The sequence below is a fragment of the Acidovorax sp. HDW3 genome (assembly GCF_011303755.1).
In the GTDB taxonomy this organism is placed as follows: Bacteria; Pseudomonadota; Gammaproteobacteria; order Burkholderiales; family Burkholderiaceae_C; genus Paenacidovorax.
In genome coordinates, this window is record NZ_CP049885.1 from 299,869 (window position 1) to 315,901 (window position 16,033).

The following is a 16,033-nucleotide window of genomic DNA, read 5'->3' on the forward strand; positions in this document are numbered from 1 at the left end:
ATATGGAAAACGACCGCTTTCTAGGTCTGCGCTGGCGCAGCGTCTGGGCTGCGGTAGCCAAACCTTGGCAGCAGGCCCCCGGTTGGTTTTGGGTGCGCGCGTTGACCCCCTCGGTTCCAGTTACTTTGGTGGGGGTAGATGGCGGGAAGGTGCTGTGGGTAGCATCTTTGCATGGGGATATAACCGGCCCGCAGTCACAGGGCCGTGCAGACCATGCCGCTGTGGAATTGCCACAGGCATTGGTATTGCACAGGTGCGTGACGCTGCCGCAGCTGGAAGAGAGTGAGCTGCAGCGTGCCATCGAGCTCGAAGCCATCGCCAGTAGTCCTTTCCCGGCGGGGGATCTGTGCTGGGGGCATCGTGCTATTCACCTCGTCCAGGGAGCGGTTAGCCAAGTAGAAGTAGAACTTGTGCTCGCATCGCGTCGTCAGGTTGAGGAGTATCTTGCTGGCCGTGGAGCGTTGTTGCCCGACGTCAGGTGTGCGCCTGAAGTTTGGGCGAGGTCGGAGGCGACACCGGGGCAATATTTGGTTTTTCAGGGGTTTGGTGAACAGGCCCGACGGGCGCAACACCGTTTGGGTCGCACCCTGAATCTGATGATTGTTGGGTTCATCGTGGTACTTGTGGTATTGATTGCGATCACCCCCACCTTGCAGCTGCGTGCACGTGCCATTGAGGCCGTGAAGGCGTACGACGATCTCCATACCCGATCGCGCAATGCGGTCGCTAGCCGCGAAGCTCTGGTGCGCTCGTCCGAGCGTGTTCAGCAGATAGAAAACCTGCTCCACGAAACGCTTGATCCAGTGCAGGCCCTGAATCTGCTGACTCGGGCGCTGCGCGACGACACCAGCCTTACAGCTCTATATTTCAAGGGGCGGAAGGTGACGTTGGAGGGACAGACCACCAATGCCGCAGAGCTTATGCAACTACTGGGCAAGCAGCCAGGCTTCGAGGATGTGGTCGCACCCGTTCCGGCTACACGGGGTTTTGGTAGCAACAAGGATAATTTCAAGATTGAATTCATGCTCGATGCATCGCGTGCTGCCGCGTCCGAAAGGGCTACGCCATGAACCTGCAGGTCGTCAAAAGCAATTGGGTTCTTGTTGCCACCGCGCTGGTGTTGCTCGCGTCGATCATTGGCGGGGGCGTTTATGTATATCAAAAGCACCAGTGGGCCACTGTCCGGCTAGCAGAACTCGAGCCTCGCTATGCGCGCTTGGCGGGTATCTTGGCTGCTGAATCCGGGCTTGAGCAGGCGAACCAGCAAGCCGACGCTATGCTGGGCGCTTACCTGTATCCAGCTGACAAAGTGCTCAATCAGGCCGGCAACGAAATGCAGCAGCAGGTGCGCGATGTGTTGTCCGCAGGTGGTTTGCGTGTGGGCAGTAGTCAGGTGCTGCCGCCGAAAGCGGACAGCACCAGCCTTGATCGTATCCAGTTAACCATCAAGGCTGAAGGTGAATTGTTGGCCCTGCAAACGGCCATGATCGGCCTCAAGAGCATTAAACCGGCAGTTTTCGTCGACAGCCTGTCGGTAAGTGTGATGGGCGCCGCGCGCGTGGAAGTGCCGCAAAATCTTTCCATACAAATGGAGCTTTCTGCGTGGCGGGTACATCCATGAGGCCGCATATGCTTCGGACGAGCTTACTATTGTTGGGTCTCGCACTACTGGTGATCCTGCTAACCCTATGGGTCGATACCCAGGGGAAGATACGCCATATCCATTGGGCGCAGCCTGAACCTAAGAGCCTGGACGTTGCAGGCCTGATTACGCCCCTGCCGGTGCGTAATTTTGAGCAGGGCCAGTTTCTTGAAACCTTGGACAGGCCTTTGTTTTCTCCATCGCGCCGCCCGCCACCGCCGCCACAGCCGTCCGCACCCCCAGAAGAAGCAGCCTCGCCCTTGACGGGTGTCCATATTTATGGAATTTACGGCACAGGCAGCCAGGGCGGCGCAATCCTCGGCGTTGACGGCAAGAATCTTCGCCTTGCCGTGAATCAGGCCGTCAAAGGTTGGCAGCTCGTTTCCATTGATGGCAATCGCCTGACATTCCGTCGTGGTACGCGTCAGCATGTGCTTGAACTCGTGCACTACATACCGCCCAAAGGTGCTAAGGTTACTAGCGTTGCGCCGGCACAGTCCGTGCCGCAAATTTCAGTACAGGCGCCTGCTCAGCCTGAGCAGCCGGTTGCGTCAACGCCACCCACGCCGGCATCCCCGCCGCAATACGGCGGAATTCAATCCCGAAAATGATGGATTGCGTTGCAATCATGCGCTGCTGCATGCTCACCCGCAGTTGATAAAAGATTTAAAGTCATGACATTCAAGCGACCTGCCATCCCATTGGCCGTGCTGGCCCTAGCTGCCTGCGCCGCACCTGCCGACAAGTCGGCAACGCCGGCTGAGGCGTCACCGCCCCCGATTGTTGTCAAGGCCGCTCCCGAGCCGGCCCCTGCGCCGCAACAGCCTGCGAGCCCGGCTGCGGCGAAAGAGGGTGCAGTTGATACTGGTGTGCCAAACAAGCAGGAATCGCGGCTTGAACCCCGCATCATCAAGGGTGACGATCAGGTTATTGCGCCGCCTCGTAACGTGCCCAGCCTCGAAGGGCCTGCCAGCGCTTTCAAATTTGAAGACGCCCCAATCAGTGAAGTCGTGCACGTGATGATGCGAGACATTTTGAAGGTGGGCTACGAGTTGCATCATCCTGTAGCCGGCTCTATTACGCTGGATACTCGTGTTCCCGTCACACCTGATAATGCCGTCGCTATGCTGGAATCGGCCTTGTTGGCCAACGGGTTGATCCTGGTGCGCGATACGCGCGGCGTATTCCATGTGGGCAAGCCCGATGTGCTGCGCAACATCGGCACTTCGGTGCGCCAGCCTTACAAGGGCGGTCTGCCCCCGGGTTATGGGGCCATCGTTGTGCCGCTGCAGTACATTGGCGCCTCGGAGATGGCAACGATTCTTAAGCCTCTGATGCCTACCGAGGCACTTGTGCGGGTAGACAACGTACGCAATCTTCTGGTGCTGGCGGGCACGCGCGTACAGGCTGAAGGCTGGCTTGATTTGGTCAACACCTTCGATGTGAACATGCTCAAGGGCATGTCGGTAGGTGTATTTCCCCTGAAACACGCCAGCATCGCCGAAGTCGAAGCGGCTCTGCAATTACTTGGTTCGGCCAGTGGTGCTGGCTCAGCTGCTGGCGGTGCGCCGGCCGTTGCACGAACTGGCGCTGCGCAGCCAGCGGGTGCAGTCACCCCGGCACCGGCTGCCAGTCCTGTTGTCGCGATTGATGGCGATAGTTTTCCGCTGCGCGGCGCGCTGCGCATTCTGCCCATTGCGCGGATTAACAGCATCCTCGTGGTAACGCCGCGTGCTGCGTACTTGGAAGAGGCGCGTCGCTGGATTGAGAAATTGGATCAACCGAGCGACAACGGTGCCGATCCACAACTGCACATTTACAAGGTGGAAAACGGCAATGCCAAACACCTTGCGGGCGTGCTTGCCGGTATCTTTGGCGGTACTGCGGCCGGCGGTACACAACCCACGGGTGTGGCACCTGGTCTCAACAGTGCGGCCAGCAATACCTTTGGCCAGTTCGGTAACAACTTTGGTGGGAATTGGGGTAACAATTCCGGTGGCACTTTCGGGACTAGTGCTGGCAACTCCTTTGGTCGTCTGAACTCGGGGGGCGGTGGGCTCGCCTCGCAGAACCGCCAAGGCCTGGGTGGCACCGCTGGATTCCCGGCTGGTACTACGGCCACCCCGATTGTCGCCAACATCGGTAGCGTCCGAGTTATGGCTGACGAACTCAATAACTCCATCCTCGTCTGGAGCACGCGCGCCGAATTTTTGAAGATCGAATCTACCCTCAAGCGCCTGGATCTACCGCCCACACAGGTGCTCATAGACGCCTCCATCATTGAAGTCACCCTCAACGACAGCCTGCAATACGGCCTGCAATGGGCCTTTAGTGGCGGTACTGGCGGCGGGCGTACGGGCATTGGCCAGCTATCCACCGGCAGTAACAACCCGAATAACAGCGGCAGCCTCAACGTCGCGGCGGGCAGTGGCTTTTCCTACTCACTCATCAACTCGGCGGGCAATGTGCGCGTTGTGCTCAACGCCTTGGCCAGCCAGGATTTGCTTAAGGTCATCTCTAGCCCTTCATTGATGGTGTTGGACAATCACACCGCCACTATGGCCGTGGGCGACCAAGTGCCAGTTCTCACCAGCACTACCGACATTCTCACCACCACCGGCGCCGTCACCAGCACCGTGCAATACCGCGACACCGGCGTCAGCCTGGCGGTGACGCCCTCGGTGAACTCTGGCAACTTGGTCACTATGCAGATTGACCAGACCATGACCGATCAGTCAGCCAGTGTGGGCGCTAACAACCAGCCCATCTTCCTGCAGCGCCAGATTGGCAGCAAAGTCGCGGTGCGCAGCGGCGAGACCATCGTGCTCGGTGGCCTCATCAAGGACAATCGCACCTCGGGCAAGGCCGGCGTTCCGGTTCTCAAGGACGTCCCGTTGCTCGGCAACTTGTTTAGTAACACCAACGACACTGGCAAGCGCACCGAGCTGCTCGTTGTCATCACCCCCAAGGTGGTGCGTACCGACCCTGAGATCCGCGAGGTCAGTGAAGAGTTACGAGATCGCCTCAAGGGTTTAGGCATCATTGAAATGCGTGATCGTGCCAAATCAACACCCGCTAGCTCGGCCCTCCAGCCCTCGCCACCGCAGTGAGCCCTTCGTGGTTAAAGCTACCTTCTATGGTTAGCTAAATCATCATCCTTGACACAGAAGAAAACTATGCCGATGAGCCTCCTTTCCTCTTCCGCGTTGCGCCTTATTGCAGCCCTTGCTGTCGGAACACTATTTGCTGGTTGCGCATCCTTCCAGCCTGCTACGCCAGAACAAGCCGTTACTGCGCGTGCCGACCAACGTTGGAAGGCACTCATGGCGGCGGACTGGGCGAAAGCGCACACCTTCCTCACGCCAGCTTTCCGTACCACCATGCCGGTCGAGCGCTACCGGGAACGCTTCGTGGGCGTGCCGCGCTGGAAGAACGTCATCGTCCAATCTGCGAAATGCGAACCCGAAAAATGCACGGTCGTCGTGCGTATCGAAGCACAGTACGGTGGACGCGCTGGTCTGGAGACCCTGAGCACGGACATGCCTGAAACCTGGCTGCAAGAAGACGGCCAGTGGTACAAGTACGAACCCATGTGACGCCAGAAGAGGCCATCCCTCTTCTTCTTCAGCGGGGGCTATCGTGTGGCCGACAATGCCGCCTCATGAGCTCCGTAACGACAAACCGCTGGCTTCTGTGCCTTGCGGCCCTCCTGGTATCCCTGATCTGCAACATGCCCACCATGGCGTCCGTCCTAGGCGGGCAGGGTATGGTGGACGCCGCCACCCTTGATGCCGAACGGCGCGAGCTGACTGTTTTGGGCTGGATGGGTTCGGAACAGCCGCAGGTTTTCATCACCAATCTCAGGATTGCTCTGGCGGAACGCACCATCTACCGTGGGCGCTGGCAAGGTGCACAGCGCCCCGATGTGGTTCAGGCGACACAGCGTCCGGACTGGTTGGAATCGGGGTTTCGAATTGTGGCACGCATACCCTGGGATATGCCGTCCGGTACTTATCCTGTGCGGGTTTTCGCCCATCTGGGTGATGGGAAGGAATTTGAGCTTCGTCATACCGAGGCGGTACGCACCGTCACCATCGGCGATGCAAGCCCGTGGTTGCTGCCTGTTTGGGCCATCTTTGGGCTGCTCGCCCTGCCTGTCGGGGTGGTGTTGCTGCATCTGGCCCTACCTCAGCACACATCGGCCCGTCGCTGTTGCTCGCCTGGGGTGTTCGCCAGCACGGTCGCGTTGGCGTTTTGCGCACTCGTACTCAGCGGTACCACCGGCTCATCTTTGCCACTGTTACTCCAAAATGCGGGGCCCGTGGCCGCTGATGCACCTCTATGGATGGGGCAGGCACGCTCCGTGCGTAGCGACGAGTGGGAAGTCATCACACCCATGGCCCTGAGTCAGCGGGCGCATCAGCCGCCCTATCCCGTCGAGAACCAGAACCTGGGTACCGGCGGGCACAACATGCTCGTTGTGGGCATGAGTGGTGTGCCTGTCGCCCATGTCAGTAGCTTGGCAAAGCCTGCTACCTGGGGGTTTTTCCTGTTGCCGCTGCCTCAGGCTCTGGCCTGGTACTGGTGGTTTCCCTTCTTCGGTTGTTTTGCTGTCCTCTGGCTCCTGTTGCAGAGGGCTGCTGCGATGGACTGGCGGGCTGCTGCCGCATGGTCAGCGGCCGTCGCGTATTCGCCCTATAGCGTGGCATTCTCGGGCTGGCCCGCTTACCTGGTGTTTTTCGGTGCGGCCGGTGTGCTGTGCAGCATGTACATCTTGCAGACGGCCCATAGGCGATCCGCCGTGCTATGGGGCTGCGGTCTGGGCATCGCGTTCACCGGCTACGTCCTCATCCTGTACCCTGCTTGGCAGATTTCGGTCGGTTACCTGCTGGCTGCGTACCTGGCAGCCTGGGCCTGGAACAATAGACATACGCTTCAATGGGGCATTGCCCAATGCTTGGCGTGCGCAGCCGCCCTCGGGGGGAGCGCCGTGCTGCTCGGTGCGTGGTGGCATGGCGCCGCACCAGCCGTGCACGCTATACAGGCCACCATTTACCCCGGTCAGCGCAGCACCAGCGTGGGCGGCGACATAGACCCCTGGTACATGATCAAGGGCCTGCTGAGCACCAGCACCATGTACCAGACGCCGGTGCTTATGGACGCCAGCGACGCCGGCGCCATTATCTGCCTGCTTATCGCGCTGCTTGCCTGCGTGGCCTTGCACTGGTGGCAGCGTAAGCGTACCGACGCTATCACTCTGGCCCTGGCGAGTTATCTGACCTTCCTTATGTACTACCTGTACGTTGGCCTGCCCGAGCCGCTGGCCCGCATCAGCCAGTGGGGCCGCGCCACCAGCTATCGCATGGATCTTGCATTGGGGCTGGCGCAGGTTCTGCTGCTGGCCACCCTGTGGCGTGCAGCCTATACGGGCTCGCGTTGGTTGGGCATGGTTGCCGCCGCGTTGAGTTTTGCAGCCGTGGCTTGGTGCTATCAAGCACTGCCCGCCCTCATTGCTGACGCACTGTCGCCCGCCTTCCTGTGGCTATCGGCCCTGGCATGGGGTTGGGCCGCCTACTGGCTGACTGCGGGACGTTTCCCCGTAGCGACGGCGCTGCTCACTGTGTGGACGCTGGCCACCGCCATCCCCTTTCACCCTATGGTAAGGGCCCCCCAGCGCCCCATCTTGACTCCCGCAATCGCAGGCCAGATAGCGGCAGATGACCGGGTCGCCGTCATCGGCCAGCGTCGCTGGTCGCTGCTGTTGCCCGCTGCCGGTGTAGCCGTCGTTAATAGCGTGCACTATCACCCGCCGCAGGCGCTATGGCGGCAACTCGACCCTGAAGGCCGCGATGCCACCATTCACAACCGCTATCAGCGCCTGTTGCTGCGCCTGCAAAGCCAGCCGGCCCATGCTCGACCGTTCGCGCTTGAAACCCCACGCCTGGACGAAGTGGTGTTATCACTCGATCCCGCCCGATTCCCATTTGAAACCCTGCAGGCCAGTTTGGTTCTGGCCCCGCTGGGCGATATGCCTGCTTTGCAGGCGAACCCCGGCCTCACGGCGGTGGCCAGTGGGGCGGATTGGGTGCTGATGCGAGTCACCCCGGCGGCGCCAGGAAGCAGATGAAAATTGCCTGTAAGGCTTGTATAGCAAGCGTAGACAGCTATCAAATATGAATTTTTTCGCCGCCCTCAGCGCACCGCAAACCATGTGAAGCCCGCGTGCGAGCCCAGCTCTTGTAGGCCAGGGTTACCGCGCAACAGCCCTGCCGATTCTTCTTGCGCAGTCACGCGGCTTGCGCCTGTGCTTGTAAAGTCAAAGCGCAAGGCGTCAATGGTGACTCGCACAAAATCCATGTTTCCTTGCGCCTTGAACGGAGCCTCGTCCGGGGGGTGTTTGCCTACCGTAAAAATCAGATGCTGGTAACGGTTCACTTCGCTCCAATCTTTTTGCGTCAGGCCCATGCGTTGCCACAGCTGCGGGTGTGGGTAGTACAAGACGCTGTTCACCACCGGCACCCCGGCGGCTACCAGCGTCACGGCCGCCTTGGCGTCGTCGCTGATGACTAGCGTACGCTGCAGCCGGCCCTGGTCTGCTGCCAGGGCAGTCACGCCGGGCGCCAGCTGCATCGAATGCGGCGCCAGTGACCAGGGGTTGAAGCCCAGCGTTGCCACTAGGTTCAGCAGCAGTAGCAGCCCAGCCGCAGGCCGCATACGCCCGTGCATCACCCACCATGCGCTATAGCCTATCGCCAGTGCGATGGCCCAGTGCAAGGGTGCGCTGTCGACCGGCAGCAAGCCCCGGGGCATCCAGCTGAATTCCAGGGCCACTAGGCCTGCGCTGGACAGGGCTATGCCAGCGTACCCCAGCCGGCGCAGCAGCACGCGCCGAGGTGACGAATCTGTTGGCGCGGCTGGCCTATCCATCCACAGCAGCGCGAACAGGGCCGTGCAGGTCAGGCCCAGAGCCAGATCCAGCCGAATCGACGGCACATAGCTCCACAGCGTGGACTGGGCCAGCCACAGCGGCACCCCGGCAAAACGAAACACCAGCCAGAACAAGACAAACACCATGCAGGCCCGCAGCGTCCAGCGGTGACGCTGTGGCCGCACACTGCGCCACAACCCCAGCAGCAGCAATGGCAAGGGCAGCAGGATGTAGGAGCTCATCTCGCTCTCGTTCACATTCACCGAAGGCGTGAGGATCTGTGCGTCTGTTCCCAGCCCAAAGGTCAGCGTCTCGGTATTCAGGTAGCCGCGCAACGTCCACCAAGGCGCGCCGGTAATCTCTGCCCCTTGCAGGGCTGTGCGGGCGCCGGGGTAGACCGTGGCCCGCATACGTGCGATAGCGTCACTGGTATCCAGCCACCAGCTGGCCAGCAAGGCCGTTGCCACGGCCAGCATCAGCGCTAACGCGAGCCACTGCGGCGTGCGCCACTGCAATTGGGCACGGTGATCCAGCACCCAGCCCAGCGTCAGCAAGGTCATGCATGTGCCCACCGTGATCTGCCAGGGCGGGTATAGCACCAGCACCCAACCCGCCAGCAAAAAACCCATCGCCGTACCCAGCGCTAGCGCTCGCCCGGTCTTGTTGCTCTGCAGCAGCGCTGCCAGGGCAACGAACAGCGCCACGGGAAAGAAGGAGGCATACAGCGGCCACAGCGACCAGCCCGCCGCGTAGGGCGCAACGCAGAACGTCACCGCCAGTGCCAGGTTGAACCCTGGTCGGCCCGGCAGCAGCAGGGCCAGCGCCCGCCACAGCGCCAGCAGACAGGCAAAAAATGGCAGCTGCCAGTGCCAAGCCATGGCTTGCGACAAGGGCAGGAAAAAATACCCCCAGGTTGCCGGGCGCGCCAACGCTGCCCACTGTGCAATGGGTACGCCCGTCATCCCGATCACGCCCATGTTCTGCCCCTCGGGGCCCAGATTGGCATTGACCACCGGGAAGGGCGGCAGGTGGTTCCACTGTGCAAGCACATTCGTGGTCAGAATGGCCCACTCGTCGGATCGGATGTAGCGCGGTGCAAACATATGCAAGGCATTTGCCTGGAATTGCACCAGCCCCCCTTCAATCCCCTGGGCCAGTAATTGCCATGAGCTGCCCGTAACGCCCAGAGCCACCAGCAGCACGAACAGTGCCACCAGCGCGGCCGCCGTCCGCTGCGTGTGGCGTGCCACGGCCGCACCCAGACGCTCGCCCCAGGAAACCGTCTGGGGCATCCAGGCGAACGCAATCCAGACCACCACCAGAACCAGCAGCATCCAGTGGCGTGTCGGTGTGACAGCTGCCTGCACGCGCACCTGGCCCGCCTGGGCTGTGGGCAGCAGCAGCTGTGTGCCATCGGGCCATACGGCGGTCACCGCCACCGGGTAAACACCCTCGGACCAATCCGTCGGCAAGGGTAATGAGGCTGCAAAACCTGCTTGTCCAACCGAAGGCCCCAAGGCTGCGCGTACGTCGACGCGGTTTGTGCGGGTCAGTACGTCCACAGCGTAGCGCTGGTTGCCCACCACTACCTGCAGGTCGGCTGCAGGCTGTCCGCTTGCGATATCCCAGGCCCAGCCCTGCACCTGCAAGCGTTGTGTTGCCGGCATATAGGCCAGTGCATCCACATGGCCGACTGGTTCGACTGTAACAACCTCGGCCGCGCCGGCCGTACGTCCATGTAGTGCCAAGGCTAACAGTGCCACACACGCCAGCCAGTGCAGGACAAGCGGCAACCGCCGTGGGCGTACGCTGGCCCGGCGCATCATGGGTTGTGAAAGAAACGCGGGGCCTCGCCCCAGAAATGCCAGGCGGCGGGCTCCGCCTGGATGGCGTGATCCAGCGTCTGGAATACTTCCCGCGCCAGTGTGCCCACGTCATCGCGCACGCCCAGGGTCTGAACGCGCACAAAGCGCTTGCCGGTGGCGAAATCCAGGCCAGTCAGGTACAGCGTCATGGGAATGCGTTGCTCCACCGCCAGTCGCAGCAGCGCTTTTGGCATGAGGGCGCGCAAGCCTAGTAGCGTTACAGGCTCGGATGCTGCTACTTGGTCTGATGGTACGTCGATGGCCGCCAGCACCTGTTCGTCCTGGCGCAGCGCGCGCAGCGCTGGACGTAGGCTGGCGGATACATCCAGCGTTGGACAACCCAGGGCACGGGCCACTTCTGCCGTGCGTGCACGGGCATACCAGTGCAGTACCGCGCGGCCCTTGAAATGGGCGCCCTCCAGTGCGGCCACCAGTGCATGGGCGACAAGCCCTTGGGCATGTGCATGGCGCAGGCCCCACATGCCGGCCCCCCAGTGAAAGGTACACAGCAGGCCGCTGGCGCCGGGGGCCGGCCAGGTACCCTCCACACGCAGGTGGCGCGCCATCCAGGCATCGCTGCGTGTGCGCCCCAGATAAAAGTCCGCATGATCCACGAGCGTTATCAACCGGCGCTTGAGTAGCCAGTCCGCTTCGTCCAGTGCCCAGCCGTGTGCGCGAGCCTGCGCGAGCGCGGTATGGCAGGCGTTGTGGTACAGCCAGTCCCAGCGTGCCAGGCGCCGGAAGATGCGAAAGCACAGCGGCCAGGGCAGCACCGCTGCCAGGCCCGGCAGCAATATCAGCTCCAGCAGATCGCGCAACTCCGTGCGCAGGCGGCTAGTGGCGCGCGCCATCGTCAATCCCACTCGTGGGGTAGGCGCACCAGGCCCGGCATACTCTGCGCATACACATGGCGGAAATGTACGCAGCGCATCCACTGCTCATACACCACAAGTCCCTGCGAATCGAACAGATACACGCTTAGCACATACTCGCCTGTGTGCACCGCCAGGGCGGGAAAGCGTACGCGGGCACGCCACAGGCCCTGGCCCAGCGGCTGAGGGGTGGCGCCATCGTTGTGCGTGGTGACCGAGGTAATTCCCACCCCATGCGCCTGCTCCAGCATTACGCCAATGCTCGGACATTCGCCGTCCGGCGCTTGTGCCACCACCGTCACCTCTAGGTCGGGGCCTTGCAGTATGGGCACAGCGCTGCTGTCGAGCTGCGCCACATCCACCGACACGATACCAGCCGTACCCGGTGCGGGCTGGCCGCTGGTGCGCGGGGCGTCGCCCTGGGCGGCTGCAGCAGCAGCTCCGGCTGAAGGCGCTGCGTCACCGCCTTCCTGCGCGCGCACGAAAGCCTCATAGGCGGCCAGCACCTCTTCGGTCGGGCCGAAGGCCTGCTGCGCGCCCTTGTCCAGCCACAGCGTCGCATCGCACAGCTGGCGCACGTGGTACAGACTGTGCGAGCAAAACAAAATCGTGCAGCCGTTGCGCCGGAACTGCTCGATGCGCTCCACGCATTTTTTCTGGAAATGCTGGTCGCCCACGGCCAGCGCCTCATCGATGATGAGCAGGTCAGGCTCCACCGCCGTTACCAGCGCAAACGCCAGGCGCACCGCCATACCCGATGAATAGGTTTTCACCGGCCGATCTATAGCCTCGCCCAGCTCAGAGAACGCCACGATCTCCGACTCCAGCGCGCGCATGGCCTGTGCGTCGATGCCGATCAGGCTGCCGCCGAAGTACAGGTTGTCGCGTCCCGTGAAGTCGGGGTGAAAGCCTGCGCCGAGCTCAAGGATCGCCGTCACACGCCCTTGGCGCTGCAGCAGGCCGGTGGAAGGGTGCATGGTACCCGCCAGCATCTTGAGCAGTGAACTCTTGCCTGCCCCATTGTTGCCAATCACGCCCAGGCACTGACCGCGTCGTAGCTCAAACGAAACGCCGCGTAGGGCCCAGTGGCTGCGGTGCGTGGGGCGCCCCGTCAGCAGGGCCTTCAGGCGGCTGCGTGGCGAGGCATACAGGCGGTATTCTTTGCCCAAATCTTGCACTTGAAGCACGGAAACCTGTGTTGGTTGCAGGGATGCGTTCATAGCCAATCCACCAGCTGCTCATGGCTGCGCCGCAACAAGATTTCTAAAACAATAGCGCCTAGCGCAAGCCAGGCAAGGGCTGCAAGCCAATTTTGCATCAAAGGCCATGCTCCCTGGAGCAACACATCCTGGTAGGCTGTGACCCAGGGCGTCATAGGGTTGAGCCAGAGTACCCAACGCCAGTCTTGCGGAAACATGGTCATGGGAAACAGCACGGGTGAGACAAAAATACCGACTGACAAGGTAAATCCCACCAGCTGCGCCGTGTCGCGCAGCGCTGCCGCCAAGATGGCGAGCACATAGCCCCACAGCAGGCACAGCGCGAGCTGCAGCAACAACAGCGCCGGCAGCGTCACCAGCGCGGGGTGGAAGTGGTGCAGAGGCCCGTAAAACAACGCCAGCGCTAGCAACAGTGGCGCATGGATGACCGTGCTGGCCAACACCGAGCGGGCCACAAACAGCACCGGAGGCAAGGCATTTTTTTGTAGCACGCTACCCGCTTCCAATAGGCTGTTCATGCCGCGCGACAGCGCTTCGCAAAAGGCCATCCAGGGCAACATGCCGGCAATCAGGTAGGTGCCGACGGCGCGTGTCGGTGCATGTTCGCCCAGGCGCATGGCGAACACCACGTCGAATACCAAGTAATACGCTGCCGCCGTGAGCAGCGGCTGGGCATAGGCCCAGGCTACGCCGGCGGCTGTGCCAGCGTAGCGCGCTGTTACCTCGCGTTGCGCCATGACCCACAGCAGGCGGCGCGAACTCCAGAGCGACTGCAGGTCGCGGGTGAGCCAATGCATTGGATCGGGCGCCATGACGTTCAAATTGGGTGTTTTTTAACCAGAATTCACGGCTAAAGCCGCTCTGGCCTGTGGCAAGCGGCGCGCAGGAATAATTTCAGCTGCCAACCGCTTCAGTTGCGGTAGCTGGCAGAAAATGCCTCAATGGCCTCCACATGCGGCGTGGCCGACTCCAGAATGGGGCGTGCCAATTCTTGGCGTGCGGCTACGCCTACGCCACCGGCGGCTTCTTCTACCAGCCTGTCCTTGACTTCGTCGAACGGCTGCAGCCCGGCGGGGCGCTTTTCCACCAGCTCGATGACGTGAAAGCCAAACTGCGTTTCCACCACGCCGCTCAGCTGGCCGGGCTGTTCCAGCGCGAAGGCGGCCTCTTCAAAGGGCGCCACCATCTTGCCGCGTGTAACGAAACCCAGGTCGCCGCCTTTGGCAGCCGAGCCTGGATCCTTGGAATGCTCGCGCGCCAGCACCTCGAAGCTCGCGCCCTGCTGTAGCTGCTGGCGCAGGGTTTCGGCTTGGGCGTGTGCATCGGTGGCGTCGGCAGGAATCAGGATATGGCGCAGGTGCAGGCGCTCGGGCTGCTGAAAGCGCTGCGGCATGGCCTTGTAGTTTTGTTCAGCCAGTTTTTCCAGTACCGATTTTGGCTGCGCTGCGCGGGCTTGCGCTTCAACTTCGCGTGTCAAGGCGTCGGCGAGCACGCGCTCGCGCACAATCTGCAGCACGCGCTGTACCTCGGTTTTTTCGTCGATTTTTTGTTCAATAGCGCGCGCACTCAGACTGCGGCGCAGGTAAATGTCGGTTGCCATGCGCTGCACGGATGCCGGCGACGACAGCACACTGGCCCGGTTGGCGGCATTCAGGGGCTGGGTCTCGGCAAGTATGTCGGCTGCCGTTACGGCCTGCGGGCCTTCGCCCAGCAGCGCAGGGGCGGCCTGGGCTGTTGCTGCTCCGTGTAGTCCTAAGAGGGCTGCGGCCAGGCAGGCGCTGCGCGCGGCATAAGATGCACAAAGGGACAGGGGCTGGAGCAGGGCGGACATAGTAGATACAAGGCGCGATAGGCGCGGAAACAAAACTCAGAATGCTGAGCAGAAAAAAAGGGCGGAAGTTCCGCCCTTTTTCAGCTAAACCGCAAAAAGCGGATTAGGGTGCAACGACGATGTTCGTCTTGCTGGTGCGGTGCTTCCAGATGCCGCCCAGGCTGACGCTGTTGCTGGTCAGGGCCTTGGCGAAGGCATGGCCGATCACCGGCAGGCCCAGGGTGCCGCCGGCGACGGCGTTGCCCGGAGTCTTCAAGGCCATCCAGCCGTCGGTGTACACGTCGGTCGAATTGGCTTTGCTGGTCATTTGCAGGCTTTGGCGTGCAATCATTGCGCCCAGCACAGGTGTGCCATCAGCGTCAACCAGAGTCTTGTTGAACGTCAGCACACTGGTTTCACCGCAGAATGCCAGGGTGGGCGTTGTGCCAGGTTTCTGGGGCGAAATCACATAACCGCCAGGCGTCGCAACCTTAACGTTTTCGCTGGTATCGAAGTAAGACAGGTCGTCAAACTTGGAGCCCACGCAAATTTGTTGCTTGACGCTATCCCAGCTGGTATTGGCGATCGTGAAGTAGGCACCGCCAGTAGCAAACACACGCTTGTCGCCCGACGCAGCATAGTCTACAGCCACGTTGTAGCGGCGCGCAGGCATGGAGAAAGTCCAGTCGGTGGCGAAACCAACGTCAGGGCTGGTCATGTATTCGTTGGTAACCGATGCCGTAGCCAGTGCGTTCGACAGGAAGTGTGCCTGGGCCAATGCAGCGCCTGCGCCGGAAGCGGTGACATAAGGCGTGGACAGGTCGGGGAAATCGTAGTTCTTCGCGATCAGCTTGCCTTGGGCCAGCAGCGGATCTGCCGTCAGGAGGGCGGCCTGTGCTGGCGTGACGACAGCATCCTCCTCCTGGGGCGAGAACACGATATTGGCTGCTTTGCCAGGGCCCGTTGCCTCGATAGCTGTTGCTTCGCCGGTAAACGAACCAGCCTTGCCCAGGTTCATAATCATCCAGTTGGCCATCAGACCACCGGTGGGGTTGGCGTAACCACGTGCAGCGGCATCCGAGCCATCAGCAGCCAAGTCTGTCTTTTGGCTAGGCATGTTAGCGCAGGGAGCAACGCCGTTGACGTGCTTGATCGAGTTATACAGGGCCGAACCTGAAGGGATGTCGGCCATGTTCAGGATTTCGATATAGCCTTCGAGCGTACCGGCACCAGTGTCAGTGGGGGCTAGACGGGCCGTACCAAAGCTGGCATTGACGTTGGCGGGCAGCGTGCAGCTGTTGTCCTTGGTCACCAGGGTGGAAACGCCGTCCTTTTGGCTCACGTTCGCCGACCACATGTCGCCAGGCGACAGGAAAATGGTGATGTCGTAGATATCGTCAGAGTTGGCGGCGCCACGGTAGCGCAGCTTGACGGCCTTGCCGTTGACTGTGTCGGTGTTGGTAATGTTCAGCAACGAGACGTTGCCGTTTTGCGTGCTGAAATAAGGCACCAGCAGAATGTGACCTACGCCCGTGGGGCTCACCTGCAGCGTGTTGGCGGTTGTGCCAGCTGTGATAACGGTGCCGGCGGATGCAACGCCGGCGAGGCCCAGGCCGCCGATCATGGCAGCAATGCTCACGGCGAGAACGTTCTTTTTCATAAACACTCCAGATAAAAGTTGATAAGCGCAACTACC

At 61.5% G+C, this 16,033-nt stretch carries 12 protein-coding genes; 6 read left to right on the forward strand and 6 right to left on the reverse strand.

What is annotated here, in order from left to right:
- Nucleotides 1–2 precede the first annotated feature (2 nt).
- From G7045_RS01325 to G7045_RS01350, 6 genes are all read left to right on the forward strand, one after another.
- Nucleotides 3–1,070: a PilN domain-containing protein gene (locus tag G7045_RS01325; protein ID WP_166156227.1), complete on the forward strand. Its 1,068-nt coding sequence runs from the start codon at nt 3–5 to the stop codon at nt 1,068–1,070.
- The gene (gene gspM / locus G7045_RS01330; RefSeq protein ID WP_166156229.1) at nt 1,067–1,621 is read left to right on the forward strand and encodes a type II secretion system protein GspM; all 555 of its coding nucleotides are present in this window, start codon (nt 1,067–1,069) and stop codon (nt 1,619–1,621) included. Before G7045_RS01325 ends, gspM begins: the two co-directional genes overlap by 4 nt.
- Nucleotides 1,622–1,629: 8 nt before the next feature.
- Entirely contained in the window at nt 1,630–2,253 is a 624-nt protein-coding gene (locus tag G7045_RS01335; RefSeq protein ID WP_166156232.1) for a hypothetical protein, read from the forward strand.
- A gap of 63 nt (nt 2,254–2,316) precedes the next feature.
- A complete protein-coding gene (gene gspD / locus G7045_RS01340) occupies nt 2,317–4,752 on the forward strand; it encodes a type II secretion system secretin GspD (protein ID WP_166156234.1) in 2,436 nt (811 codons plus the stop codon).
- A gap of 66 nt (nt 4,753–4,818) precedes the next feature.
- Complete coding sequence (locus G7045_RS01345) at nt 4,819–5,238, forward strand: nuclear transport factor 2 family protein (RefSeq protein ID WP_166156237.1); 420 nt, start codon at nt 4,819–4,821, stop codon at nt 5,236–5,238.
- 170 nt (nt 5,239–5,408) lie between these two features.
- The gene (locus tag G7045_RS01350) at nt 5,409–7,769 is read left to right on the forward strand and encodes a hypothetical protein (protein WP_166156240.1); all 2,361 of its coding nucleotides are present in this window, start codon (nt 5,409–5,411) and stop codon (nt 7,767–7,769) included.
- A gap of 65 nt (nt 7,770–7,834) precedes the next feature.
- Here G7045_RS01350 and G7045_RS01355 read toward each other — a convergent pair whose 3' ends face one another.
- The 6 genes from G7045_RS01355 to G7045_RS01380 all read right to left on the reverse strand — a co-directional run bounded on the left by G7045_RS01355 (nt 7,835) and on the right by G7045_RS01380 (nt 15,997).
- Entirely contained in the window at nt 7,835–10,042 is a 2,208-nt protein-coding gene (locus G7045_RS01355) for a hypothetical protein (protein WP_166156243.1), read from the reverse strand.
- Nucleotides 10,043–10,392: 350 nt separating this feature from the next.
- Nucleotides 10,393–11,286 carry a hypothetical protein gene (locus G7045_RS01360; RefSeq protein ID WP_166156246.1) on the reverse strand — a complete coding sequence of 298 codons (894 nt, stop codon included), beginning with the start codon at nt 11,284–11,286 and terminating at the stop codon, nt 10,393–10,395.
- Between the two features lie 2 nt (nt 11,287–11,288).
- The gene (locus tag G7045_RS01365; RefSeq protein ID WP_166156249.1) at nt 11,289–12,527 is read right to left on the reverse strand and encodes an ABC transporter ATP-binding protein; all 1,239 of its coding nucleotides are present in this window, start codon (nt 12,525–12,527) and stop codon (nt 11,289–11,291) included.
- The gene (locus G7045_RS01370; RefSeq protein ID WP_370521683.1) at nt 12,524–13,339 is read right to left on the reverse strand and encodes an ABC transporter permease; all 816 of its coding nucleotides are present in this window, start codon (nt 13,337–13,339) and stop codon (nt 12,524–12,526) included. The genes G7045_RS01365 and G7045_RS01370 overlap by 4 nt, the downstream gene beginning before the upstream one ends.
- Before the next feature lie 98 nt (nt 13,340–13,437).
- Nucleotides 13,438–14,358, reverse strand: a complete 921-nt coding sequence (locus tag G7045_RS01375; protein WP_166156252.1) for a peptidylprolyl isomerase — start codon at nt 14,356–14,358, stop codon at nt 13,438–13,440.
- A gap of 103 nt (nt 14,359–14,461) precedes the next feature.
- Entirely contained in the window at nt 14,462–15,997 is a 1,536-nt protein-coding gene (locus G7045_RS01380; RefSeq protein WP_166156255.1) for a cell surface protein, read from the reverse strand.
- Nucleotides 15,998–16,033: the final 36 nt, after the last annotated feature.